The sequence below is a fragment of the Rothia sp. HSID18069 genome, from assembly GCF_003989155.1.
GTDB lineage: Bacteria > Actinomycetota > Actinomycetes > Actinomycetales > Micrococcaceae > Rothia > Rothia aeria.
Map to the genome: position 1 here is coordinate 44,246 of NZ_RBMG01000001.1, position 22,058 is coordinate 66,303.

20 protein-coding genes and 1 riboswitch are annotated in these 22,058 nt (G+C 60.5%); of the genes, 15 read left to right on the top strand and 5 right to left on the bottom strand.

Going from position 1 to position 22,058, the window contains the following annotated elements; all coding sequences use genetic code 11:
• Positions 1-111: 111 nt before the first annotated feature.
• Positions 112-351 (bottom strand): DUF4235 domain-containing protein, encoded by a 240-nt coding sequence (locus D8M41_RS00220; protein WP_006888809.1) that lies wholly within the window; start codon positions 349-351, stop codon positions 112-114.
• Positions 352-590: 239 nt separating this feature from the next.
• A riboswitch (TPP riboswitch) is annotated at positions 591-690 on the top strand.
• A 55-nt stretch (positions 691-745) separates the two neighbouring features.
• On the opposite strand from D8M41_RS00220, the gene D8M41_RS00225 reads away from it, so the two are divergent.
• From D8M41_RS00225 to D8M41_RS00255, 7 genes are all read left to right on the top strand, one after another.
• Positions 746-1,345: an ECF transporter S component gene (locus tag D8M41_RS00225; RefSeq protein ID WP_126926200.1), complete on the top strand. Its 600-nt coding sequence runs from the start codon at positions 746-748 to the stop codon at positions 1,343-1,345.
• 30 nt (positions 1,346-1,375) lie between these two features.
• Positions 1,376-3,007, top strand: a complete 1,632-nt coding sequence (locus tag D8M41_RS00230; RefSeq protein WP_126926201.1) for an ABC transporter ATP-binding protein — start codon at positions 1,376-1,378, stop codon at positions 3,005-3,007.
• Positions 3,004-3,804, top strand: a complete 801-nt coding sequence (locus tag D8M41_RS00235) for an energy-coupling factor transporter transmembrane component T family protein (protein WP_006888825.1) — start codon at positions 3,004-3,006, stop codon at positions 3,802-3,804. Before D8M41_RS00230 ends, D8M41_RS00235 begins: the two co-directional genes overlap by 4 nt.
• A 6-nt stretch (positions 3,805-3,810) precedes the next feature.
• Entirely contained in the window at positions 3,811-4,284 is a 474-nt protein-coding gene (locus D8M41_RS00240; RefSeq protein ID WP_126926202.1) for a hypothetical protein, read from the top strand.
• Between the two features lie 144 nt (positions 4,285-4,428).
• Complete coding sequence (locus D8M41_RS00245) at positions 4,429-5,175, top strand: alpha/beta fold hydrolase (RefSeq protein WP_126926203.1); 747 nt, start codon at positions 4,429-4,431, stop codon at positions 5,173-5,175.
• 82 nt (positions 5,176-5,257) lie between these two features.
• Positions 5,258-5,956 carry a GNAT family N-acetyltransferase gene (locus D8M41_RS00250; RefSeq protein ID WP_126926204.1) on the top strand — a complete coding sequence of 233 codons (699 nt, stop codon included), beginning with the start codon at positions 5,258-5,260 and terminating at the stop codon, positions 5,954-5,956.
• Positions 5,957-6,046: 90 nt separating this feature from the next.
• Positions 6,047-6,595: an NAD(P)H-dependent oxidoreductase gene (locus D8M41_RS00255; protein ID WP_126926205.1), complete on the top strand. Its 549-nt coding sequence runs from the start codon at positions 6,047-6,049 to the stop codon at positions 6,593-6,595.
• Positions 6,596-6,655: 60 nt separating this feature from the next.
• Here D8M41_RS00255 and D8M41_RS00260 read toward each other — a convergent pair whose 3' ends face one another.
• Genes D8M41_RS00260 through D8M41_RS00270 form a run of 3 tightly spaced genes read right to left on the bottom strand, consistent with a single transcriptional unit; the run spans position 6,656 to position 10,013 of the window.
• Positions 6,656-7,546, bottom strand: a complete 891-nt coding sequence (locus D8M41_RS00260; protein ID WP_126926206.1) for a 1,4-dihydroxy-2-naphthoate polyprenyltransferase — start codon at positions 7,544-7,546, stop codon at positions 6,656-6,658.
• 14 nt (positions 7,547-7,560) lie between these two features.
• A complete protein-coding gene (locus D8M41_RS00265; RefSeq protein WP_238693445.1) occupies positions 7,561-9,048 on the bottom strand; it encodes an AMP-binding protein in 1,488 nt (495 codons plus the stop codon).
• An 11-nt stretch (positions 9,049-9,059) separates the two neighbouring features.
• Entirely contained in the window at positions 9,060-10,013 is a 954-nt protein-coding gene (locus tag D8M41_RS00270) for a 1,4-dihydroxy-2-naphthoyl-CoA synthase (RefSeq protein WP_006888801.1), read from the bottom strand.
• Between the two features lie 123 nt (positions 10,014-10,136).
• Here D8M41_RS00270 and D8M41_RS00275 point away from each other — a divergent pair, with 123 nt between their 5' ends.
• The 8 genes from D8M41_RS00275 (at position 10,137) to D8M41_RS00310 (ending at position 20,804) form a co-directional block, all read left to right on the top strand.
• Entirely contained in the window at positions 10,137-10,424 is a 288-nt protein-coding gene (locus D8M41_RS00275; RefSeq protein WP_039955260.1) for a nucleotidyltransferase family protein, read from the top strand.
• Between the two features lie 537 nt (positions 10,425-10,961).
• Positions 10,962-12,533 carry a pentapeptide repeat-containing protein gene (locus tag D8M41_RS00280; protein WP_126926207.1) on the top strand — a complete coding sequence of 524 codons (1,572 nt, stop codon included), beginning with the start codon at positions 10,962-10,964 and terminating at the stop codon, positions 12,531-12,533.
• Between the two features lie 63 nt (positions 12,534-12,596).
• Positions 12,597-13,535, top strand: coding sequence for a hypothetical protein (locus tag D8M41_RS00285; RefSeq protein ID WP_126926208.1), 939 nt, complete (start codon positions 12,597-12,599; stop codon positions 13,533-13,535).
• A 3-nt stretch (positions 13,536-13,538) separates the two neighbouring features.
• On the top strand, positions 13,539-15,194 hold the full coding sequence (locus D8M41_RS00290) for a hypothetical protein (RefSeq protein ID WP_006888821.1): 1,656 nt from the start codon (positions 13,539-13,541) through the stop codon (positions 15,192-15,194).
• A 79-nt stretch (positions 15,195-15,273) separates the two neighbouring features.
• Positions 15,274-16,821 carry a pentapeptide repeat-containing protein gene (locus D8M41_RS00295; protein ID WP_006888802.1) on the top strand — a complete coding sequence of 516 codons (1,548 nt, stop codon included), beginning with the start codon at positions 15,274-15,276 and terminating at the stop codon, positions 16,819-16,821.
• Complete coding sequence (locus D8M41_RS00300) at positions 16,818-17,816, top strand: hypothetical protein (RefSeq protein WP_126926209.1); 999 nt, start codon at positions 16,818-16,820, stop codon at positions 17,814-17,816. Before D8M41_RS00295 ends, D8M41_RS00300 begins: the two co-directional genes overlap by 4 nt.
• Before the next feature lie 33 nt (positions 17,817-17,849).
• The gene (locus tag D8M41_RS00305) at positions 17,850-19,418 is read left to right on the top strand and encodes a pentapeptide repeat-containing protein (protein WP_126926210.1); all 1,569 of its coding nucleotides are present in this window, start codon (positions 17,850-17,852) and stop codon (positions 19,416-19,418) included.
• Between the two features lie 12 nt (positions 19,419-19,430).
• On the top strand, positions 19,431-20,804 hold the full coding sequence (locus D8M41_RS00310) for a pentapeptide repeat-containing protein (protein WP_006888814.1): 1,374 nt from the start codon (positions 19,431-19,433) through the stop codon (positions 20,802-20,804).
• Positions 20,805-20,894: 90 nt separating this feature from the next.
• On the opposite strand, the gene D8M41_RS00315 is transcribed toward D8M41_RS00310, so the two are convergent.
• Positions 20,895-21,674: an SAF domain-containing protein gene (locus tag D8M41_RS00315; protein ID WP_006888817.1), complete on the bottom strand. Its 780-nt coding sequence runs from the start codon at positions 21,672-21,674 to the stop codon at positions 20,895-20,897.
• Between the last annotated feature and the right edge of the window lie 384 nt (positions 21,675-22,058).

Below are 22,058 nucleotides of genomic sequence, written 5' to 3' on the forward strand. Positions count from 1 at the left end.
TCCGCGGGGATGTTTTGTGTGAAAAAGTGAAGGACACGCGGGCCGGTGCGGCGAACCCGCGCATCCCCTCAAAATACCCGCATCAGCGGGTGGTGTGCGGTACGGTACGCGCTACCGGGTGGGCAGGAAGCGACGCTGGGCGCGGGCAATACCAATGCTCACCAGCGTACCCACCACCGAGGTGAGCACCGCCCAAATAATAACGTTGCGCACGGTGTCTTCAGATTCGGGGGCGATAGTCGGCGGTTCATTGCCGGTAACACCCTTCCACACATAGCTCAAGCCCTTACCTACGAGAGCGGACGCGGCGAGGTTCACACCGGTGATGGCGATTTTGGCGACGGGGTTCATATAGTTTCTCCATTCGATAGAAATACCCTACCCTCTAGCGTATATGCTTTTACGCGGTTACGCGCACCCGGAGCGGATTTTTCAGGGTGTGATACCCGCCCCGCCACACCAAAAGCCACTTTCGGGCAGCTTCACGCCTATTACCCGCTATTCCTTGGGCAGAACACGGTCTTTGAGCGGGATTCACCAAAGCCTTCACCTGTATGTAGAATATGTATGGACCCCGGGTGGTACCCGGGCATTAACGACAGGGGAGCGCCCTACGGCGCTGAGAGTGCTACGCAGACCCTCGAACCTGATCCGGTTAGTACCGGTGTAGGGAGTCGACTATTCTCGATAACCCCGCCCACATACACGGGGCGAGGCTGTCCCCCTTCCAACGACGGGAGGAAAAATGTCACATAAATCTCGCCTCACATGGCGTGTGAACGAAATCGTGATCGTATCGGTCGTGGCGGTAGCCTGCGCCGTAGTGTTCTGGGTGTGGGATATTGGGGTGAGCCCGGCCGCTAAAACCATTTTCGCGGCCGTCCCCGAATACCAGCCCCTCATTGGCGGCGCCTGGCTGCTCGCCGGGGTGCTCGGCGGGTACCTGATCCGCAAACCCGGTGCCGCACTGTACTGCGAGGTGGTGGCCGCCTTCATTTCCGTGCTCCTGACCGGGGGCGCTTTCAGCGGTGAGATTCTGCTGGCGGGCCTCATCCAGGGTGTGGGTGCCGAAATCGCCTTTGCCGTGTTCGCATACCGGCGCTGGAACCTGCCGGTGGCGGTATTCGCCGGTGCGCTTGCGGGGCTGTTCATGGGCGGCAACGAAATCCTCATCTACTACCCGGATATGGACCCCACCAAAGCCGCAATCTACATCGTGTGCTCCGTGCTCTCGGGGCTGGTAATGTCCGGTATCGGCTCGTGGGCGCTCACTAAGGCGCTCGCGAAAACCGGTGTGCTCGCCTCCCTCGCCTCGGGGGCGCAAGCCCGCACCGTGCAGGCGTAACACCTCACTATTGCAGGAGAAAGGCACACCGTGAACACCACCACCGTGGGGCAGCACCGCACCGCAGAACCAGCAGGCTCAGCGGGGGCACGCATCGAACTGGACGGGTTCGGGTGGCACCACCCCGGCCGTGAAAAACCCGCGTTTTCGGGGATTACCCTGAGCATCGAACCCGGCCAGAAAGTGCTGCTGCTGGGGCCCTCCGGCGCCGGGAAATCCACCCTGCTGCACGCCCTAGCGGGGGTTATTCACGATGATGACGGGCACAGCCAGCTCGGTACCGCACGCATCGACGGGCACACACCCGCCGATGCGCGCGGAATAGTGGGGCTCATGCAGCAAGACCCGGAGTCGTCGGTGGTGCTGGCCCGCGTGGGCGACGATGTGGCCTTCGGCCCCGAAAACCTGTGCATTCCGCGCGAAGAAATCTGGGAGCGCGTCAGCCAAGCCCTGAGCGCCGTGAACCTGGAGCACCTGAGCCTGGACCACCCCACCAGCGCCCTCTCCGGCGGGCAGAAACAGCGCCTGGGGCTTGCCGGGATCCTGGCGATGCACCCGCGCGCCATCCTGCTGGATGAACCCACCGCCAACCTCGACCCGCAGGGGGTGCAGCAGGTGCGTGAGGCCGTGGTGCGGGCGGCCGCGCACACCGGGGCTACCCTCATCGTGGTGGAGCACCGGGTGAGCGTGTGGGCGCAGCACATGGACCGCGTGATCGTGCTCGGCTCCGGCGGAGGCATCACCCACGACGGCCCGCCCGAGCAGGTGCTTGATGAGGCCCGCGAAACCCTCATCGCCGACGGCGTGTGGGTGCCCGGCTACGTACCCGAAACACCCGGCACCCCAACGGCGCCAAAAGCCGAGCTGCTCTCCGCCGAAAACCTTGCTATCACGCGGGAATACCCCACCAAAAAACAGCTGCGTGCCCGCCGTAAACAGCTCAAAACCATGCCGGATGCCGCACCCGTGCGCATCAGCATGCCCACCCTGCGCGGCGGGGTGAACCTGAGCATCAGGCAGGGGGAGCACCTGAGTATCCTGGGCCCAAACGGTGTAGGAAAATCAACGCTTGCCCTCACCCTGGCCGGGCTGCTCTACGCCGCCGACGGCACCCTGTGTGCGCATCCGGCGCTGCAAAACCTCGCCCACGAGGCGCACCCCGCCAGCTGGGATGTGCCCTCATGGAACCCGGCGCAGCTGCTTGGGCGAATCGGGTACGTGTTTCAGGAACCCGAGTACCAGTTCGTGCGCGGCACCGTGCGTGAGGAGCTGCAGCTGGGCCCGCGCCGCCTAGCCGCTTTACGCCGTGAGCCCGTGGATGAGGGCGCGCTTGCTGCCGCCACCGAGTCCCTGGCTGAGCGGCTGCGCCTTAGCGGGCTGCTGGGTGCTAACCCGTTCACTCTTTCCGGTGGGGAGAAACGCCGCCTGTCGGTGGCCTCGGCGCTGGCGACCGCGCCCCGCGTGCTCATCCTGGATGAGCCCACGTTCGGGCAGGACGCCCACACTTGGGGTGAGCTGGTGCGCATTATTCGCGGGCTGCTGGCCGAAGGGACGGCGGTGCTGTCTATCACCCACGATATGGAGTTCACGGCTGCCCTGGGCGGGCGGAGCATCACCCTTGATGCGCCCGCCCGGGATGCTCAGGAAGGAAACCGCGCATGAACACGGACTTTTTCGGGCCAAGCGCCGAACGGAACAGCTGGTTTGGCGGGCTGAACGCGGGGGTGAAATGCGTGGTCACCGTGGTGCTTATCCTGGCGGCGATCCTCATTAAAGACCCGGTGAGCGCCACCGTCATGCTCGTCCTCGAACTGGTGGGGTTCACGGTGGTGGGTTTCCGCCCGGTCAACCTACTGGCCCGCGCCTGGCCCATCCTGGTGGCGGTGGCCAGCACCGGCTGGAGTGTGGCGATCCTGGTGAATAAGACCGGCCCCGTGATCCTCGACTTCGGGGTGAATAGTATTACGCAGGGTTCGCTGGCTGCCGCCGTCTCAATGATGCTCCGCTCCCTGGCGATGGTGCTGCCCACGTTCGCGTTCGTGCTCTCAACCGACCCCACAGACCTGGGGGATTCGCTGGCGCAGACCTTCCGGCTCCCGGCACGGTTTGTGCTGGCCGCGCTGGCGGCGCTGCGCCTGGTGGGAATCCTATTTGGGGAGTGGAACACGCTGGGGCAGGCGCGGCGTGCCCGCGGGCTGGGCGCGGGGCAGGGCCCGTGGGGGCGGCTGCGCACCGGTGCGGGGCAGATGTTCGCGCTGATGGTGCAGGCTATTAGGCGCGGCTCACGCCTGGCGGTCACCATGGAGGCACGCGGGTTCGGTGCGGGGGCGCGGTCGTGGGCGCGTGTGCCCGCCTATTCACGTCGGGATGCGTACCTGGTGGTGGCCTCAGTGGTGATTGTTGCGCTCGCGTATGGGGTGTCGTGGTGGCTGGGCGCCCTGCAGTTCCTGTGGGGGTAGCGGGCATTGAGCGCACTTGGTGGATGGAGGGCGGATTACCGCATGGATGTGTATGCTGCTGGCTTTACGGATATGCAGGTAACAGCTGCCGGCGAGACAGGGGAGTATTTTCTGCACGGCATCTTTAAACATATGCCGTTCTCCATCCAGCTGAGCCACCCTGCCGACTATCACGATGCTGATTTTGCGTTTGTCGCCCACACCATGAACCGTGCATCTGCGTACCGGCAGGACGCCGAACTATTTCTACAGAGCATCCTGGCTGAAAACCCGGGCGCATTAGGGGTCTCTGAGGGGGATCGTGCACCCGACGGGCCGCTTCTTTCGCTGCCGGAATTTATGTTCTATGAGGGCCGCAGCTGGTCTATTGTTTTTAGGGAAAGCCCGCTGCCTATTGCCGAGCCGTACGGCATACTCATTAACTTTTGTGATAGCAACATTATTGGTTTTGAGGATATATCCGGCGCAGAAGAAATATGACATGCTATTAGTAAGTCAGTTGAATGAAAACGCGGGACGTACCGACCACCGGCAGCAAGGGCGGAACCCTAGATTCAGGTGCCGGGCTGGCCGGGCAGGGGACGCGACCTTACAGACCGCACCCTCAGCCTTTAGGAGAAACACATGCCCACCACGCATTATCGAGACGCTGATTTGTTCTACCGTCTAAGCGGTGAGCCTGAAAACCCGGCCATGCTGCTTCTGCACGGTGGGTTCGGGTCAGCAGAGGATTTCGCTGCTATCCTGCCTGAGCTGCAGCAGCACTTTTTTGTGGTTGAAACCGACGCACGCGGGCATGGGCGTTCCACCCGCGGCACGGCTGAACTCACCTACGCGCAGCTTGCTGAAGACACGCGTCATATTGTGCAGGTTACCGGGCTGCAAGAATACCACGTTTTTGGTTTCAGCGATGGCGGCACGGCGGCTTACCGGCTAGCGGCTGAGGATACACGGGTCCGCTCGGTAGTGACTGTTGGTGCGTCGTGGAGTGGTGTACAGGATGCCTCCGTACGGGAGATGTTTGAGAACCTGTCGCCCGCACTTTTCCGTGAGCGCATGGCTGACAGGGTCGCATCCTACGAGAGGCTGAATCCGCGCCCTCACCTTGAGACACTTGTAGACGATCTGCGTCACCGGTGGCTGGACACCACGGAGACAGGGTACCTGAACGAGCATGTTTCCGCGATTAAGGTGCCTGTGCTGGCCGCGCGTGGGGAGAACGATTTTCTGTTTTCTCTACAAGAGCTGGCGGAACTGCGTGAGCACCTGCCCGAGGCGCACCTGATGAATGTGCCGTTCGCCAGCCATGAGGCTATCAGTGAGCAGCCCGGCATCATATGGGCTGCCATGAAAACAATGTACGGACTATAAACAGAGGAAATCGCTGAGGGCTGGTGCTTCTGCAGGTACGATAAAGAAGCACCTGCCGCAACCGAAAAATTTGAGAAAACCCATGCGATATAACGACTACCAGCAGCCTATCGGCGATGCCCTGCCCGACTACCGCGCGGGTGAGGCCCCCAGTGTTGATTGTTTACAGGGGCGCTACTGCCGCCTCGAAAAACTTGATGCAGAACGCCACGGCGACGACCTGTACGAGGTCTACGGCCCTGAAGCGCCCAAACCAAGTTTCACCTATTTGTCCCTGAACCCTGTTGCTGACCGAGCAGAGTTAGAGACCCTCCTCAAGCGCATGGAGGAATCCACCGACCCGTACTATCTGACTGTGATAGATCAGGATGGGCGTGCGATTGGCACTTTAGCGCTCATGCGCATTAACCCCGCCCACCGTGTTATCGAGGTGGGCAGCGTGACCTATGGCGAACGTCTAAAACGCACGCGCGCCGCCACGGAGGTGCAGTACCTGCTGGCGCAGTACGTGTTTGAGACGCTGCACTATCGCCGCTACGAGTGGAAATGCGATGCACTGAATGAGCCTTCACGCCGCGCAGCCGAGCGTCTGGGCTTCACCTATGAGGGGACGTTCCGCCAAGCCGTCGTATATAAAGGCCGCAACCGCGATACGGCGTGGTATTCAATGCTGGATACCGAATGGGAGCAGCGTAAACACCGGTTGTTGCAATGGCTGGATCCGAAGAATTTTGATGCGCACGGTCAGCAGCGCACCTCCTTGCGAGAGATCGCTGTATAGCCATTAGCCGAAAGGGTACTCTAAGGTATTGTCAGAGCCAAACGGCATGGATACCATGGTATTTTCTCAAGTCGAACGGAAGGGAATACCATGAAAACCCTTGTGATTGTCACGCATCCTAATATCCATGATTCTATGGTCAGCAAAACCTGGGTGCAGATGCTGCGCCAGCATCCGGATCGGTTTACCGTGCATGAGCTGTACAGCGAGTACCCCGACGGTGTGATTGATGTAGAGCGCGAGCAGGCTCTCGTGGAAGAGCACCAGAACATTGTGCTTCAGTTTCCGGTGTACTGGTTTAACTGCCCTCCGCTTCTGAAACAGTGGTGCGACGAGGTGCTGACGTACGGGTGGGCCTACGGATCAAAGGGTAAGGCATTCGAGAATAAGAAACTCGGTATTGCCGTCTCGCTGGGCGCTCCCGCCTCAGAGTACAGTGCGGAAGGCTCCGTTGGGTACACTGTTGCTGAAACCCTGCGCCCCTTCGAGCTGACGGCTAACTATATTAGCGCCAATTATCAGCCTCTCTTCACGTTCCACACCATCGACACCCATGAGAACTACGATGAAGCCGCCGCCCAGCTGGTGGCAGACAGCGCGGGTGATTACCTGGCGCACCTGAACACCTACTACGCCTAGCAACAGCCTGTGCGGCCTGCGCGGGTCGGGAAAACCCACAAAAGTTTATGGGGCAGGGGGTTAGGAGAGCGAGCTGAAGTTCCCCAAGAATACCGCCAGCCCCATGAGCAGGCTGTACGCCAGCGCCACAATACCGGCCTGTTTCAGCACGGGGATGAGGTCTTTGCCGGTGCGCCCAGAAAGCACCGTCACGCATGAGTAAACGGTCGGCCCTACCAGCACAAAAATCAGCGCAAACCACGGGTTCTGCGGCACCAGCACGGTACACAGCAGAATCGCCAGGATCATCTCAACCGCGTAGGTGATGCGTGCGGCCCTATCACCCAGCCGCACCGCCAGGGTGAGCTTACCCGATTCACTATCGGTGGGGATGTCGCGCACATTATTCGCCATGAGCAGCGCACACGAGATCAGGCCCACCGCCACGGCACCCACCCACCCGGTGAGCGTCAGCTGATTAGTTTGCGTGAATAACGTGCCTAAAGTGGCAACCAGCCCAAAATAGATGAACACGAACACGTCACCCAAACCCATATACCCGTAGGGCCGTTTCCCGCCGGTGTATCCCCACGCCGCAAAAAGCGCGGATGCGCCAACCGCCAGGAACCACCACTGGTTCGCCAACGCCACCAGCAACATACCGGAACACACGGCGAGACCGAAGCACAAAAACGCGGCGAACTTGACCGCTTTCGGGCTTGCAGCACCTGAACCGACAAGGCGCATCGGGCCGACCCTGCCCTCATCGGTGCCTTTGACACCGTCAGAGTAGTCATTCGCATAGTTCACGCCCACCTGCAGGAAGAACGCCACCAGAAGAGCAAGCACAGCCCGTACGGGGCGGAACGAATGCAGTTCGGCCGCCGCCACAGACCCCGCCACGATCGGCGCCAAAGCAAGCGGTAGGGTGCGCAGACGCGCGCCCTCAATCCATTCTGCCGGTGATGCCACGGCTATGCCCTCCTTCACACACGGTTGGTTTGCTGCTCGGCGTGCGCCTTACACAGCATACTGTATATTGCCAGCCGGTCAGGTTTGCCCGTGCTCGCGGCCGGAAAATCAGGCACAATACGCACCACCTTCGGCACGCCCGCCGCACCCAGCCGTGCGCCGCACAGCTGCTGCAGCTGCCCTGCTGTTTCGGCAGCGTCCGCACCATAATGCTCGGGCAGGTTCCGCAGGGTGACGGCGGCAATGACGGCGGCCCCCCACCGCGCGTCGGGAACACCGGCCACCGCAGCCTCACGCACCGCCGGGTGGCTCTCAAGGACGGCGGCGACTGCGTGAGAAGAGACTTTCACCCCTCCGGTGATAATTACATCATCGGAGCGCCCCAGAACACTCAGCGCCGGAGCACCACCGTCCTCGGACGTGTTTGGGGCGGGGGGCACGAGCGAGCCGTAATCGTCGGTGCGGTACCACCGGCACCCATCGGCATCCACGAAGAAATGCGATGCGGTGCGCGCGCTATCGCCCATATACCCGCTGGCAAGATGCTCACCACCGAGCCAGATACGCCCGGCCGCTTCAGCCCCGGCCACAACCGGGCTGTCTGCTAAACCTGCGTCCTCTGGAACCACACGCAGCCGCACCCCGGGCAGGGCTACCCCCGAATAGACGCACCCGCCGGCGGTTTCTGCGCTTCCATAGGTGGTGACCACGTTCAGCCCAAGCTCGCGCGCCGCCGTCAGCAGGGATGCGCTTGCCGGGGCACCGCCAAGCAGGATGCCGGTGAACTGGCCGAGCGCATCGTAAATTTCTGACCCCAGTGCAGGGCTGGCTTCGGCGGCTTCTAGGAGCTTATGCACCTGCGTGGGCACAAGAGAAACGAACCGGCGGGCGCAGCTGAGCCGTTCGGCGGCGTTCAGAAATACTTCGGGTGTGAAACTAACCCCGTCGGTGATCGATGCGGCAATTACCGGCGTCGTTCCGGCGAGCACCGACCGGGCGAGAACCTGGGCTCCCGCCACATAGTGCGCGGGCAGGGCGAGAAGCCATTGCGCAGGAACCTCAGAAGTAGCCCTCTGCGGTTTAGCTGAACCGGCCGAAGGGTAGTCCGCAAAAAACCTCTCGGTCGCCCGAGCGGATGCCCTCAGCGCCCGCACGCTTAACGCCGTCTGTTTTGGCGCACCTGTAGACCCGGAGGTGCCTACCAGGAGCGCAAGAGACTCCGGGCCTTCTGTCTGCCCGCGCGGGTCTTGATGATCGCGAGCACTGTTCGGCAAGTCCCCGGTGAGAGAGCGCTCGAAGGCACGCAGAATCTCTTGCGGATCGGCGGGTTCATCGGCGCTGAGGATGACCGCGTGCGGATGCAGCGCATCCTGGCGTGGGGCAGAAAGCGGCGTGAGTGAACCGGGGAAAGCGCCTATTGTGGTGCCTGCTTTGCCGCTACCCACCCGGGACTTACGGGGATCGCAAGGGCCTTCCGGCACAACAGAACGGTTATTCTGCAACGCGTAAAACCCTAGAAGTAGTAGGGATAGTTCGACCAGTCGGGGTCACGCTTTTGCAGGAACGCATCGCGCCCCTCCACAGCCTCATCGGTCATATACGCCATGCGGGTTGCTTCGCCCGCGAAAACCTGCTGCCCGAGCATACCGTCATCGGGCAGGTTGAAGGCGTACTTGAGCATACGGATAGCCTGCGGAGACTGCCGGGCAATATGAGCCGCGTATTCCAGACCCTTGTTTTCCAGCTCTGCGTGGGGCACCACATCGTTAACGGCACCCATCTCGTACATGCGCTGCGCATCGTACTCTTTGGCGAGGAAGAAGATTTCGCGCGCAAACTTCTGTCCAACCTGCCGTGCCAAAAGCGCCGAACCGTAGCCTGCGTCGAAAGAGCCAACAGTCGCATCGGTCTGCTTAAACTTGCCGTACTCTTCGGAGGCGATGGTCAAATCCGCAACCACGTGCAGGGAATGCCCGCCGCCCGCAGCCCACCCAGAGACCAGAGCGATCACAACCTTGGGCATGGTACGAATCAGGCGCTGCACCTCCAGAATATGAAGCCGCCCAGCACGTGCAGGGTCAATAGATTCGGCGGTGTCGCCGCTGGCGTAGTGGTAGCCGTCGCGCCCACGGATGCGCTGGTCACCGCCCGAGCAGAACGCCCACCCGCCATCTTTGGGGGAGGGGCCGTTCCCTGTCAGTAGCACAGCGCCTACATCAGAGGTCATGCGGGCATGATCGAGCGCCCGGTAGAGTTCGTCCACAGTATGCGGGCGGAAGGCGTTACGCACCTCGGGCCGGTTAAAAGCAATGCGCACGGTCGGCAAGTCGCGCAAGATTTCGCCCGTCTCGTCGCGCTGCACCTGGCGGTGGTAGGTGATGTCGGTAAAATCCTCAAACCCGTCAACGATGCGCCAGTGCTGCGGGTTGAAAATATCGGAAACCTGGGGAGGGAACGTAACAGTCATGCCCCCTATTTTACGCGGGGTTCACCCGCCCGTGTCCCAGGGCGAAACGGCGCTGCACCCTCAAGGGAACAGCCCGTCAAATGCTACAATCAGGGCATGAGTGGCGTAGCCGGTATTCAACGTATGTACGCTCTTCCACATGAGGAGCGCGTACTTAATATTTTGCGTGCTTACGGTGCTACCCGCGCTCGCCTTTTTGGGAGTGCGGCACGTAACGAGCTCACCCCCACTAGTGATATTGACATACTTGTAGAGTTCGGAAATGATTCCGGTTACCAAGCTTTCTGCAAGAGTGTGGATGCTGCGGTTGAGCTGGAACAAGAACTGCACCGTCCAGTGGATCTTGCGTTATCAATTGATCCACGCATGTGGCAGTATATAGAGCCGGACCTTATTGAGCTTCCCCTATGAAAACCCCGTTACCTTATCTTGAAAATGCGCTGGATTCCGGGCATCGTCTGCTTGCAGACTGGCAGAGGTCCTTAAGGGTATCCAAACGACTCGTGACACCCTAACTTCTAGCAAATAGTCCACTGCTTGACGGCGGGTGATGCACCCTGAGCATCCGTTATTTTCCGCACATGCCCGCCTACCGCTTCCGTGGGCACCGTGGTGTATCCTGTGCGTGCCAGGTGCCGCCGCAGGGCACCTGACGCCTGTTCCGGGTATGCAGTATTTTCCCTAGTCGGTGCATAGTTTTCCCGTAGCTGGCGCGTTCTTGTGGTGGTGCCTTGCGTCGTGCCCTGTGGGGTGTGGCCCTTGGAAACTTCAAGCAGAAAACCTTATTGTTGTGTGCGCAACATCTGAAAAAATGTAGGTCACCTGCAACCTGAACCTGAGACTTTTATGCATAATCAATGTATAACCGACAAAATTAAGTGCGGACCGGCGAGCACTCCCGTAAGCTGAGGGGACAACACCAGCCGCACATACCTGATGAGGTACACCATGCCCACAACCGACTCACCAGCCCCCGACCCTCGTTTCGACCGCCAAGCCCGTTACATCTCCGCACTGGAACAGCTCGCTGACCCTGCCCCCGTCACGCGCCTTAGCGGAGCCCAGTCCCTCATATGGCTCATTGACGAATGGCTGGCCGACGAGACCCTGCCCGGCCCCACCCGCCACGCCGAGGCCACCGCGCTCATTGACAGCCTGTGCGCCTACATTCGCTCCCCATACCCTATGGCCCCCGAATACGAGATGCTCAGCCGTGACGAGCCAGACCCGGCGCTGAGTGAGGAAGATAAACGGAACTTCCCGCACGACAAGGCCGAATTCGATGCTGAAGTCACCGTGCGCCTCACCCTGTTGCTGGCGGTGCACACGCGCGTGATCGGTACCCGTGAGAGCCCCGGGCCCTGGTCCGGTTTCGCCTATGATTTCTCCGGCAGTGTGTTCTTCTACCCGGTGAACCTCTCCGGCTCCTACTGGAGCGTACCGCTCAATATGGCTGAGGCAACATTCTGTGCGGATGCCGACTTCTCCAGCTCAACCTACCTCGCGGACGCCATCTTTAATGACACCGTCTTTAATGGCGACGTCGACTTCTCCCACAGCATCTACGGCGCCGATGTCCATTTCAATAAAGTCCACTTTAACGGGGTGTTAAACGCATCTTCGACCATCTACGAGCAGGGCGTGAGCATACAGGGCGTATGCCTCCAGGAGGCCGATCTGAGCGGGTGCCTCTACCACGGCAACACCTGGATCGACATCACCCACCACGGCCACGCCAACCTGAGCCGGTGCCTCTACTACGGGGAGCATATTGACTTATCCTCCAACTACCATCAGGGGGTTACCGCCAATAACTGTATCTACCACGGAAAAACCAGGTTGGGCCACGGTGATGGGGAACGCCTCGCAGACTACAGCCGCAGCGTCTTCTTCACAGACCTTGAACACGACGAAACCACGTTTGTCGGGCCCATTGACTACAGCCACAATGTCTACTACGGGCACACCGAGATCACTGTCAACACGTACCAGGGCGATGTCACCATGCGTGAAAGCATCTACCTTGGGCAGGGGGCCGGGCTGACCTACAACACCTATGAGGCGAAGGCAGACTTCGGCGACTGCCTCTACCTGCAGTGTGTGCCCCCACAAGATGGTGAAGGCTACGGCGATGCCTCCGGGGTGTTCTCCGGAAGCTGCTATGAAGGGCCCGTCACCTATGGCCCCGCCCTCTTCTGCCAGAGCGTCAGCCTTGACGAGGTGCAGTACGGCACCCCCGATAATTCGTTCGCCGGGTGCATCTTCAACCCGGCTGTGCGCAACACTTTCAGTGTGGACTGCGACAGCGACTATGAGGCAGAAATACGCGCCGGGTACCCGGTTGGTTCCCGGCTGCTCAACGGCTCGCAGGTGGCCCACATGAATGAACGCTCCCAGCATGTGAGGGAACTGGCGGAGACCCTGCTGCAGGCACCGGCAGACTCTGAAGAGCGGTGGGCCATCCACCAGCAGATACTCGCCGTGTGCAACGAGCTGAAACAGTGGGCGTACGCTCTCTAAAACCACACCCGTTGCCCACCGCATCACCACATACCACCGATAAAACCAGGGGAGTACACCACCGTGAACCCGAACCAGCCCAACCACACCCAGCGGCATGCCCAAGAACCCGCTGCCGCCGAACAGCTGTACAGCCCAGCAGCCCCCGTGCGCGCAGCAGCCGTGAAAACCCTCGTAACGCTCGCCGATGAATGGCTTGCTGATGAGCATGTTCCCGCCGAGCAGGCTGGAACACGTGTGCAGGGCATCATTATCGGCGGGCCGTGGTCCGGGTTTGACTATGATTTCTCGGGCGCGGATTTCTTTTACCCTGTTCACCGTGCGGGGGCTTTCTGGGGCGGGAGGGTGACCGCCCGGAACGCCACCTGGCGGGATGATGTGTTCATGGAGACCAGCGTTTTTAACGGTGATGCGTCGTTTTCGGGCGGCACCTACCTGGGAAAAACGATTTACGTGTTTGGGTGCATCTACCGCGGTAACCTGGACCGCAGCCACTGCACCTACGGGGCTGTAGGGGGCAACTACCACGGGTATACCCATGATTTTACTGCTGCAGGTTCTGTGTACCGGGGTGCGGCTGATTTCAGTAACAGCACCTACGACCGGGGCGTGTGCAGCCATGGCAATACCTACTACGGTCCCGCCGATTTATCGGGGTGCACGTACCGCGGCAAGGTTAACTACAGCAAAAACCGGTACGGGGCGAACCTGACAATGCGCGGGTGCACATACGGTGCCTCGGCAGAGTTTAGTGAATCCGCACATATGGGGGATGCCGACTACAGTTGCAGCGTGTATGAAGCAGATGCCTCGTTCTACGGGAGCCGTTATCTGGGAAATGCCACCTTTGCTGAATCCCAGTACCGTGGCGGCGTTTACCACGCTTCTGAGCAGTTCATCGGTTCCGCCAATTTTGACGGCGTCCAGTTTAGCCACATCACGAACCCGCAGGCGTCCAGCAGCTTCCGAGGGTCGGTGTTCGCCGGCGCTATGAAGGGGTAGACAATGCGCACAGAACGCACAGCACGTTTTGAAGAGGCAGTCAGGCAGCTCGGTGGCGGTACGGTTGAGGCTCGGATGGGTGCGGCACGCACCCTTGTCATACTCGCCGATGAGTGGCTGGCTGATACAGTCGTGACGGAACACGAACGCCACCACCAGGTGCAGACCATTATTGACGCCCTGTGTGAGAGCATCCGCTCCCCGTTCTCCCTCGCCTACCGGGCTGAACTCTGGGCCGATGAGCCGACCGGCGACCTGCAGGAGCAGTCCCGGTTCTATGCTGAGCGGGCTGAACTGGTGGCTGAGGCGAAAGTGCGGCGCAGCATCCTGACAGAGATCCACGAACGGGTGCGCTGGATGACCACCAAAACCGTTAGTCAAAACCCTTACGCGCCGCTTAAAACCGGGGATTTCAGCCCCGGAACATGGTCTGGGTTCGCCTACGATTTCAGCGGCACCCTGTTCTTCTACCCGGTGGATTTCAGGGGCTCCTGCTGGGGTCAGGGGCTGAACCTGAGCGGGTGCACGCACCGGGAAGATGCGAACCTCACCGGCTCCTACTATGGCGGGCCCGCAGATTTTAGCGGATCAACCTACGCGGATGATGCCGACTTTTTCGGGTCGGTGTATGCCGGTGCAACGGACTTTTCGGGGTGCGCCTACGGCGGGTACACCCGGTTCGGCGGGAGCCTGTACCGTGAGTTCGTGAATTTCAGCGGTTCAACGTTCGGCCCCTACGCGGGGTTCATTAGTTCCGTCTACCGCTCCGACGCGGACTTTTCGGGCTGCACCTATACGGGGTACATGTCGGCCTCACAGTGCGCCTACCACGGCCGGGCAATATTTACCGGCAGCACCTACAACTCGGATACGCGCCTGAACCACAGCCACTATTCGCGTGCCGCCCGGCTTGACTCCTGCACCTACAAGGGAGACGCGTTCCTGCACGATAACACCTACTGCGGCACGTTCAACGCGAGCGGATGCACTTACACCAACCCCGCCTCTTTTGACCGCTGCACCTACCTGCAGGATGCTTCTTTCGTCGGCAGCACCTTCGGGCACTATTTCACCGGCAGTGATTCGGCATACTACGGCCGTGTTGCTTTCAACAGGTGCCGCAGCACCGGCTATGTGACGTTCGCGGGCAGTATCTTCCATGAGGAGGTCAATTTCACGGGGAACGTGTACGGCATGAACCTCTCTGTTCGGGAGACGGTGTTCCTTGAGGGGGTGGACTGCAGCAACTCGGTGTGCCACGAACGCGCCGCGAATTTCCGGGAGGCGGCGTTCATGGGCGGGGTGTCATTCGCTGGTGTCCGGTTTGTTGCGAACGAACCGGCCTTCGATAGGTGCCTGTTTAACCCGATGGCTGGGTACTTGTTTAATGTGGCGATGGGCAGTGAGCACTGCATCCCCATGGCGGCGGGGTGCCCGTCGTTCCCTATAGGCTCACGTACCCTCACCGAGCAGGGGCTTATCCGCCTGAGCAGCTACCGGCAGAGCATTAACCGGGCGGCAAAGGCCCTGGAGGTTATGACGCGCCGCACCGGGCAGGACTCCCCGGAGGTTCTGGAAGCCCGCACGGAGCTGCGCGCAGCCAGTGAGGCGTTGGCCTCATGGGTGCGTTCGTTAACGGCCCCTGACACGGCACGATAGTAGCGGATGCGCGCATTGGCCCCCAGTAGCGTATGCTAGGGTAACAGTACCAACCACAACATATTGCGAGGATGCCGCAATGACCCCGTCCGCCTCAACGAGTAATCTCACGATGCTGAATCGCCGCGCCCGCTATATTGTGGCGCTTGAGCAGCTGGGCAGTAGCGACCCGACTGTGCGCATGAGCGGCGTGTACGCATTGGTGTGGCTGGTGGATGAGTGGATGAACACTGACGACGCCCCGGCGGCCCAGTGCAGGCAGGAGGCGCAGGCGGCCATCAGCAGCCTGTGCGCGTATGTGCGGTCCCCATTTTCGTTGGCGTCGGAGTATGCGCGTTTTTCGTCTTTAGAACCTGCCCCGTTCATTAACGAACAAGAGAAACAACTTTTCACGGTTGATAAGGCGCTGTTTGAGGCGGAAGCGCAGGTGCGGGCGGGCATCATTGAGGCCATCCATTCCCGCACGATTGTGGTGGACGGCAAGCCCGGCGCCTGGTCCGGGTTCCAATTCGACTTTACGGGCAGCGTATTTTTCTACCCGGTCACGTTCACCGGCTCCTGCTGGGGGCGGCCGCTGTCGCTGCGCGGGTGCACCTACCACGCCTCCGCAGATTTCAGCCGCTCCGTCTACTACGGGGACGTGGATTTCAGCGACTCCGTGTTCGGTGGGCCCACCAGTTTCGGGTACTCCGTGTACCGGCAGGCCGCTAAGGTGCACGGGTGCACCTTCAACGGCCCCGTATTTTTTGGGGTGTCCCACTACCATCAAGGGCTGGATGCGCGCACCAACCTGTACAATAGCGACGCTGACTTCTCGGGGTCCGTCTACCGGGATGACGCCTACCTGCACGGCTGCAACTACTATGGGGACGCGAACCTGAGCCGCTGCACCTATTTCGGGGAGGCAGTGCTGGCCGGGTCCACCTACATGAGAGACGCCGCATTTCAAAGTTCTGTGTACTACGGGTACGCCTCGTTAAGCAGCCGGTGTCGGGAGCACGCCGACTTTAGCCACTGCGTCTATTTCAGTGACATGGACATGTACGACTCGCAGTACCGCGGGTACACCGACTTCACCCACTGCGTCTACTACGGGAACGCCAATTTCGGGGCGTCCTCCTATGAGGGCACGGTCAGCTTCAGCGGCTCCACCTACCTGGGGGATGTGGCGATGGGCCAGTGCCGGTACGAGGCTGGCGTTGACTTCAGCGGCTCCCTCTACCTGGGCGGCCCCAGCCGTGAACCCGCCGGGATGGCCGGGTCTTCGTACGGCGGCGCCGCCAATTTTGGGCAGTCCATCTACTGCGGTACCGCCGATATTGGCGAGTCAAAGTTCATGGCGGGCGCCCCCTCCTTCGACGGGTGTATTTTTGACCCCACCGTCAATAACTATTTCGGTAACGGCCCCGGCGGCCGGTACGATATTCGGCTGGTGGGCGGCTTCCCCGCGGGCGCGCGGGCACTTAGCTTGTCGCAGGCTGCGCAGATGGGCGTGCACCTGCGCGCCATCGAGGCGCTTGTGGCGTCCCTGTACGATGTGCCGCCCGGCACGGATGCGCACCGTGGTGTGCACCAGCGGGTGCTTGAGGCGTGCACCGTTTTTGCGCGGAGGGTACGGTCACTATGAGCGGTTATTTTTCAGCGGATGTTGCCCTCACCGGCCGTCACGCCAGGTTCTCGGCGGCGGTTGGTGAGCTGAGCTATGAGAGCGGCCTGAGCGTTGAGGCGCGCCTGGGCGCTGTGGGTGAGCTGGTGCGGCTGGCCGACGAGTGGCTGGCTGACGTCTCCGTGTCTGAGGGCGCCTGCCACCGTGAGGCGCAGGACATTGTCAGCGCCCTGTGCGCCTACGTGAGCACCCCATTCCCGCTGGCATCCCGCGCGGAACTGTATGGTGAGGTGCCCCCGAACCTGGGCCAGCAGGAAACGCTGCAATTCCACCGGGATAAGAAGGCGCTCACCGAAGAGTCGCGGGTGCGGGTGCGCATCCTGGAGGAAATCCACACCCGTGTGCGCTGGAAACCGGCGGGCGGGGCCACCAAGAAGAAAGAATCGCAGCAGGTGGCGGCCGGGGAAATCACCCCCGGGCCCTGGTCGGGGTTCTACTTCGAGTTTTTCGACTCTGCCTCGTTTTCGTCTGCCGAGTTCTTCTTCCCGGTCGATTTCTCCGGCTCATACTGGGGGGAGGGGCTGTACTGCCCCGGCGCGTTCTTTGCACAGTCCGTCACATTCAGCAACTCGTTCTACGGCGGGAACGTCTCATTCATCGGCACCCACTGCCAGGGCATCGCGGACTTCAGCGGCTGCACCTACGCCGCCAACGCCGACTTCGGGGTCACCCGGTACATGTCTCCCGTCACGTTCAGCGAGTGCATTTACCGGGGCGAGGCGAACTTTAACGAGAACCAGTACGGGGAACGCGCCGATTTCTCCGGCTCAACCTTCGGCAAAGAAGCGGTATTCGCCGACTCGGTGTACAGCACCAAAACCGTTTTCAGCTACTCCGTATTTTCTGCCGCAACAGACTTCAGTAATATTGTGCTGGCGGGGTCGTCACCGTCGTTTAAAAAATGCGTTTTTGCGGTGGGTAAAAAGCCCGCGCGCCGCGAGTTTAAGCGCGCCTAGGGGGTTGCTGGACGCTGGCGACAGAAGGAGCATATGGTGGATGCGGTGAACCTGCACGCTGGCGGCTGCGCTGATAGGGCTGCTGAGGCGCTCGCCCGCATGGGGGACACCGCCCTGCCTGCTGTATCTAGAATGCGTGCCGTGGATGAGCTGGCGGCACTGGCCGATGAGTGGCTGGCCGATACGTCTATGAAGGAGCAGGAGCGTAACCGCCGCGCTCAGAGCGTTATTACTGCGTTGTGTGACTACCTGCGCGCCCCATACCCGTCTGAGCCGCAGGGGCAGGGGAGAAAACCGCAGCACCGCAGCAGCGAGGGTGAAACCACAGAAAAAGAACTATCGTTCTATACGGGTGAGGCTGAAACACCCCCGAACAGCACCACCGAGACGCCCCTGCGGCAGCATATTCTGGGCACCATCCACCAGCGGGTGCGGTGGGAACCGGCCTTTGGTGGTGCGCGCAAGAACGCTGCGCGTCACCTTGAGCGGGGCGCGGTGACGCCCGGCCCGTGGTCACACCTGGTCTTTGATTTTTCTGGGGCTGAGTTCCGCCACACCGTTAACCTGAGCGAATCGTACTGGGGTGCGGGCGCGAATTTTTCGGGGTGCAGCTACCGTGAGACAGCCAACCTGAGCGCCAGCGTATACGCCGCGGCAGCACATTTTACGGCATCCACCTACTACGGCAAGGCGATCTTCCGCAATAGTGTGTACCGTGCTGCCGTACATATGAGCGGATGCGACTACCGGGGGCAGGTGCATGCCCAAGCCTCGGTGTATGAGGCTGAGGCCAACCTGTCGGAAAACACCTACCGGGAAGACGCCGACTGGACCCGCTCCACGTGGCGGGGGCGTCTTAACGCCAGCGGTTGCACCTATAGGCGGGGCGCGAATTTTGCGGAGTGCACCTGGGGCTGCGACGTTACCCTTGCAGGGTGCACCTATGAAAAGGATGCGGTATTTATGAGTACCGCATTTCACGGTACCGCCCACATGGAGGGCTGCACCTACCGGGCGGGGGCCTATTTTTCGTACAGCGAGTTCCGGGGTGATACCGATTTCAGCGGCAGCGTGTTCCGCCACGATACGGAGTTTGTGGGGTGCCGTTGGCGCGGCCGCGCAGACCTGAGCGGCTGCACACTGCACCACGTTTCTTTCGAGGGATCCTCCCACCTGCGGTCAATAACATTCCGGGGCACCCAGTTTTCGGGCGGACGCTGCGTGTTTGACCGTTCAGTGTACGCAGGCGGCATAGATTTTACGGGGGCCGCGCAGGCTACCAGCACTGCACAGGAGAGAGCTGCGGGTGAGCCGCAGGTGTCTTTCACCGATTGCTTCCTTAACCCACATCATGAAAACTATTTCGCTCATCCTGTGTTTACCGGCAGCGGCTTACCTGCCGGTTCACGCTACCTCACCCCTGAAGAAACGGAGGATTTAGCCAACCGACTGGCAGCGTACACGAGTGCGGTACAAACGTATCATGATGCGGCTGAAGGGCCGAACAAAGAGGCGCTCGCCGCCCGTGTGCGCAACCTGGATAACGCCATCGACCAGTGGGCATACGCGTTAACGAACCGCGCAGCCTATAGCGACTGGTGAACGGCGCCTGCGGTGAGTGAAGCACACGGCAAAAGCGTGGATGAGGCCAAGCGGCTGCGGCGTCTCAAGAGCGCGCTTGGGCGGCTTAATGGGGTGGTTCCCGCTGGTGGCGGGCCTGCCCCAAGTGTTGCGTCGCGCCTGAACGCGGTGGATGAGCTGGCGGCACTGGCCGATGAGTGGCTGGCCGATACGTCTGTGGTGGAGCAGGAGCGTAACCGCCGCGCCCAGAGAGTTATTACTGCGCTCTGTGACTACCTGCGTTCTCCTGCTAATGACTGCGATACGGCACCGGCTGACGCTGCGCACCTCAGCGCCGCAGGGCGCATTCGCACGCACATCCTTGATACGATCCGGCAGCACGTGCGCTGGCGGGAAAACCCTCACCCGGTGGGGCCCGTGCACGCTGAGTTGAGCGTGGGGGAAGATGCGCATCCCTTGGCGGCGGAGCTTAATCAGCCGCCGAAACCGGGAGCAGTCCTGTCGGGGCCGTGGTCGCACCTGGCCTTCAACTTTTCATATACGGTGTTTTACGATGTCGTTGATCTGGGTGAGGCGTACTGGGCTGGGCCGGTTACTTTCGATGGTGCAGTTTTCACGCATGACGCATATTTTTGCAACTCGCTGTACGGTGAGGATGCGGTATTTAGCCGCTGCGAATACCGCGGATATGTTCTGTTCTCAAACTCTACCTACTGTGGTGCGGCGTCTTTTGCAGAATCGACCTACCACAATATTGTATATTTTTCCGGTTCCGTGTATGAGGGGTGCGCGGTTTTTACCGACTCCAACTACCGTGCAGCAGCCGACTACGGGTGCAGCACCTACAACGCGGGGGCAGACTTCAGCGGCTGCACACACCACGGCACGGTCACCTACCATATGAGCGCCTACGGCGGGGAAACCAACTTTACGAACAGCCTCTACGAGTCGTATGTGCACGCGGCAAACAGCACCTACAACGCTCAGGTGCTTGCCACCGGGTGCCTCTACAGGGGCCGCGCGGACTTCTCGGGAAGCAGCTTCACGGAAGGTGCCAACTTCTCCACGGCGGCATACGATGACGGTATCACCCTCACCGGCTCGACGTTTGCAGGCCCTGCCGTGTTCGCCAGCTGCCGTTTTATGGGGGGCGCCGACTTCACCGACTGCACCTGCACCACCAGCGCCGATTTTAGCGGCACCGTCTACTGGGACAACGCGCATTTTGACTGCACCGTTTTTACGACCGCCCCAGTCTTCACCCGCGCACGCTTCACACCCGATGCCGCCATGACAAGCGTGGAGACGCTATCCGCCGGGGCGCCCCTCACCGCGGGGGAGGGGGAACTGCCGCCCGGTGCCAGGCGCCTAACCGACTGGCGGGACGTGGAACACGGCCGCACCTAAATGCACAAGCGCGCTGAGTATCCCCGTAAGGTGAATAGGCGAAAGGAAAACGCCCGCACCTTCCGGGGCGGGCGCCTCACAAACAGACAGTTACTTTTTCTCCCCGAGTGCTATGGGTACGAGAGAGATTTTTGCGTTGGTCGAGTCCGCCTGTATGACGGGGTAGAGAGAATTGGACGCTACCCATAGCTGCACGGTGGCTTTGCCGTTGGAACCGAGCACGCTTTCTTCGACCGAGATACTCGAGATCTCAGCGTCTTTCGCAATGGGGGTTGAGTCGTCGGAGATTTCGCTGTTTCCCCTGCCGTCCGCAGAAGACGACCCCTGAGAACCACCATTATTTTTGTCATCTTGCGGCTTTTTCTGTGCGGAGGAGGGCTGCGAACCTACAGAGAGGGTACTGTTTGAAGCCCATATATCTACATGGTCACCCGCTTTGAGGTTAGTGGCTAGGCCCCGATCTACCTTAACGGTCACAAGTCGACGGTTTTCCCGCACATTATTGCTGGCAGAATTTTTGCTGACCACCTCGCCCGCAGGGATAAGCCGAACAGCCGTTAAATCACCTTTTTGCACTTCTTCAGCAGTGAGATAGTTTTGGGAGGCAGACCCCAGGTTAGCCTCAACAGGGGTGAGCTTATCGGTCGAGATTTTCTCCCCAATCGGGATGTCATTCTTCGCTATATAGTACTGGGTGTTGCGGTTATTCAGCTGGATAACCGCAATAGTGCCAACAAGAGAAACCAGAACCAGCAGGATACCAACAATAAATTTGGGATCTTTCAAACCTGGGCGTCGAAGGCGGGCTGAGGTCTCGGGCTGCTCAGCGAACGCTGGTTTCAAGGTACCGTCTGGGAGGTTGCTGCTCATGTGTGGTTGTGTCTTTCGGTCAGTGCCCGTTAGGGGCGAAGCCGGGCGGGCCTAAGGTGATTTGCTGTATTTATCTGAGCACAAACAGGGGCTATAAAGCAAATAGCAGACTATTCACCATAGAACGCCTCCCTGGCATATCTGCTGGTGAGGGAACGGAAGATTTCCCTCCCCGAACACCCCTGAAAGCTTTGAAACCGTTACTTCCTTGCCTTAGCAGGCTGCTATACGGGAGGAAAGACAAACACACTAACAGTAGCTACCACAATAAATATACTTTTTGGGCGTGTTACATCCACTGAGCCTTGATTTGTTGAGTCTCAGCCCGTAGTCTAAGGGTACGTATTCACATTGAACCAATAAGATTGAGGCGCTTCCGGGCCA

Coding starts and splice junctions, on each gene's coding strand:
- D8M41_RS00250 (WP_126926204.1), top strand. CDS start 5,258: ATGCGATATAACGACTACCAGCAGCCTATCGGCGATGCCCTGCCCGAC.
- D8M41_RS00300 (WP_126926209.1), top strand. CDS start 16,818: ATGAGCGGTTATTTTTCAGCGGATGTTGCCCTCACCGGCCGTCACGCC.
- D8M41_RS00315 (WP_006888817.1), bottom strand. CDS start 21,674: ATGAGCAGCAACCTCCCAGACGGTACCTTGAAACCAGCGTTCGCTGAG.
- D8M41_RS00295 (WP_006888802.1), top strand. CDS start 15,274: ATGACCCCGTCCGCCTCAACGAGTAATCTCACGATGCTGAATCGCCGC.
- D8M41_RS00235 (WP_006888825.1), top strand. CDS start 3,004: ATGAACACGGACTTTTTCGGGCCAAGCGCCGAACGGAACAGCTGGTTT.
- D8M41_RS00275 (WP_039955260.1), top strand. CDS start 10,137: ATGTACGCTCTTCCACATGAGGAGCGCGTACTTAATATTTTGCGTGCT.
- D8M41_RS00225 (WP_126926200.1), top strand. CDS start 746: ATGTCACATAAATCTCGCCTCACATGGCGTGTGAACGAAATCGTGATC.
- D8M41_RS00220 (WP_006888809.1), bottom strand. CDS start 351: ATGAACCCCGTCGCCAAAATCGCCATCACCGGTGTGAACCTCGCCGCG.
- D8M41_RS00290 (WP_006888821.1), top strand. CDS start 13,539: ATGCGCACAGAACGCACAGCACGTTTTGAAGAGGCAGTCAGGCAGCTC.
- D8M41_RS00305 (WP_126926210.1), top strand. CDS start 17,850: ATGGTGGATGCGGTGAACCTGCACGCTGGCGGCTGCGCTGATAGGGCT.
- D8M41_RS00270 (WP_006888801.1), bottom strand. CDS start 10,013: ATGACTGTTACGTTCCCTCCCCAGGTTTCCGATATTTTCAACCCGCAG.
- D8M41_RS00245 (WP_126926203.1), top strand. CDS start 4,429: ATGCCCACCACGCATTATCGAGACGCTGATTTGTTCTACCGTCTAAGC.
- D8M41_RS00280 (WP_126926207.1), top strand. CDS start 10,962: ATGCCCACAACCGACTCACCAGCCCCCGACCCTCGTTTCGACCGCCAA.
- D8M41_RS00255 (WP_126926205.1), top strand. CDS start 6,047: ATGAAAACCCTTGTGATTGTCACGCATCCTAATATCCATGATTCTATG.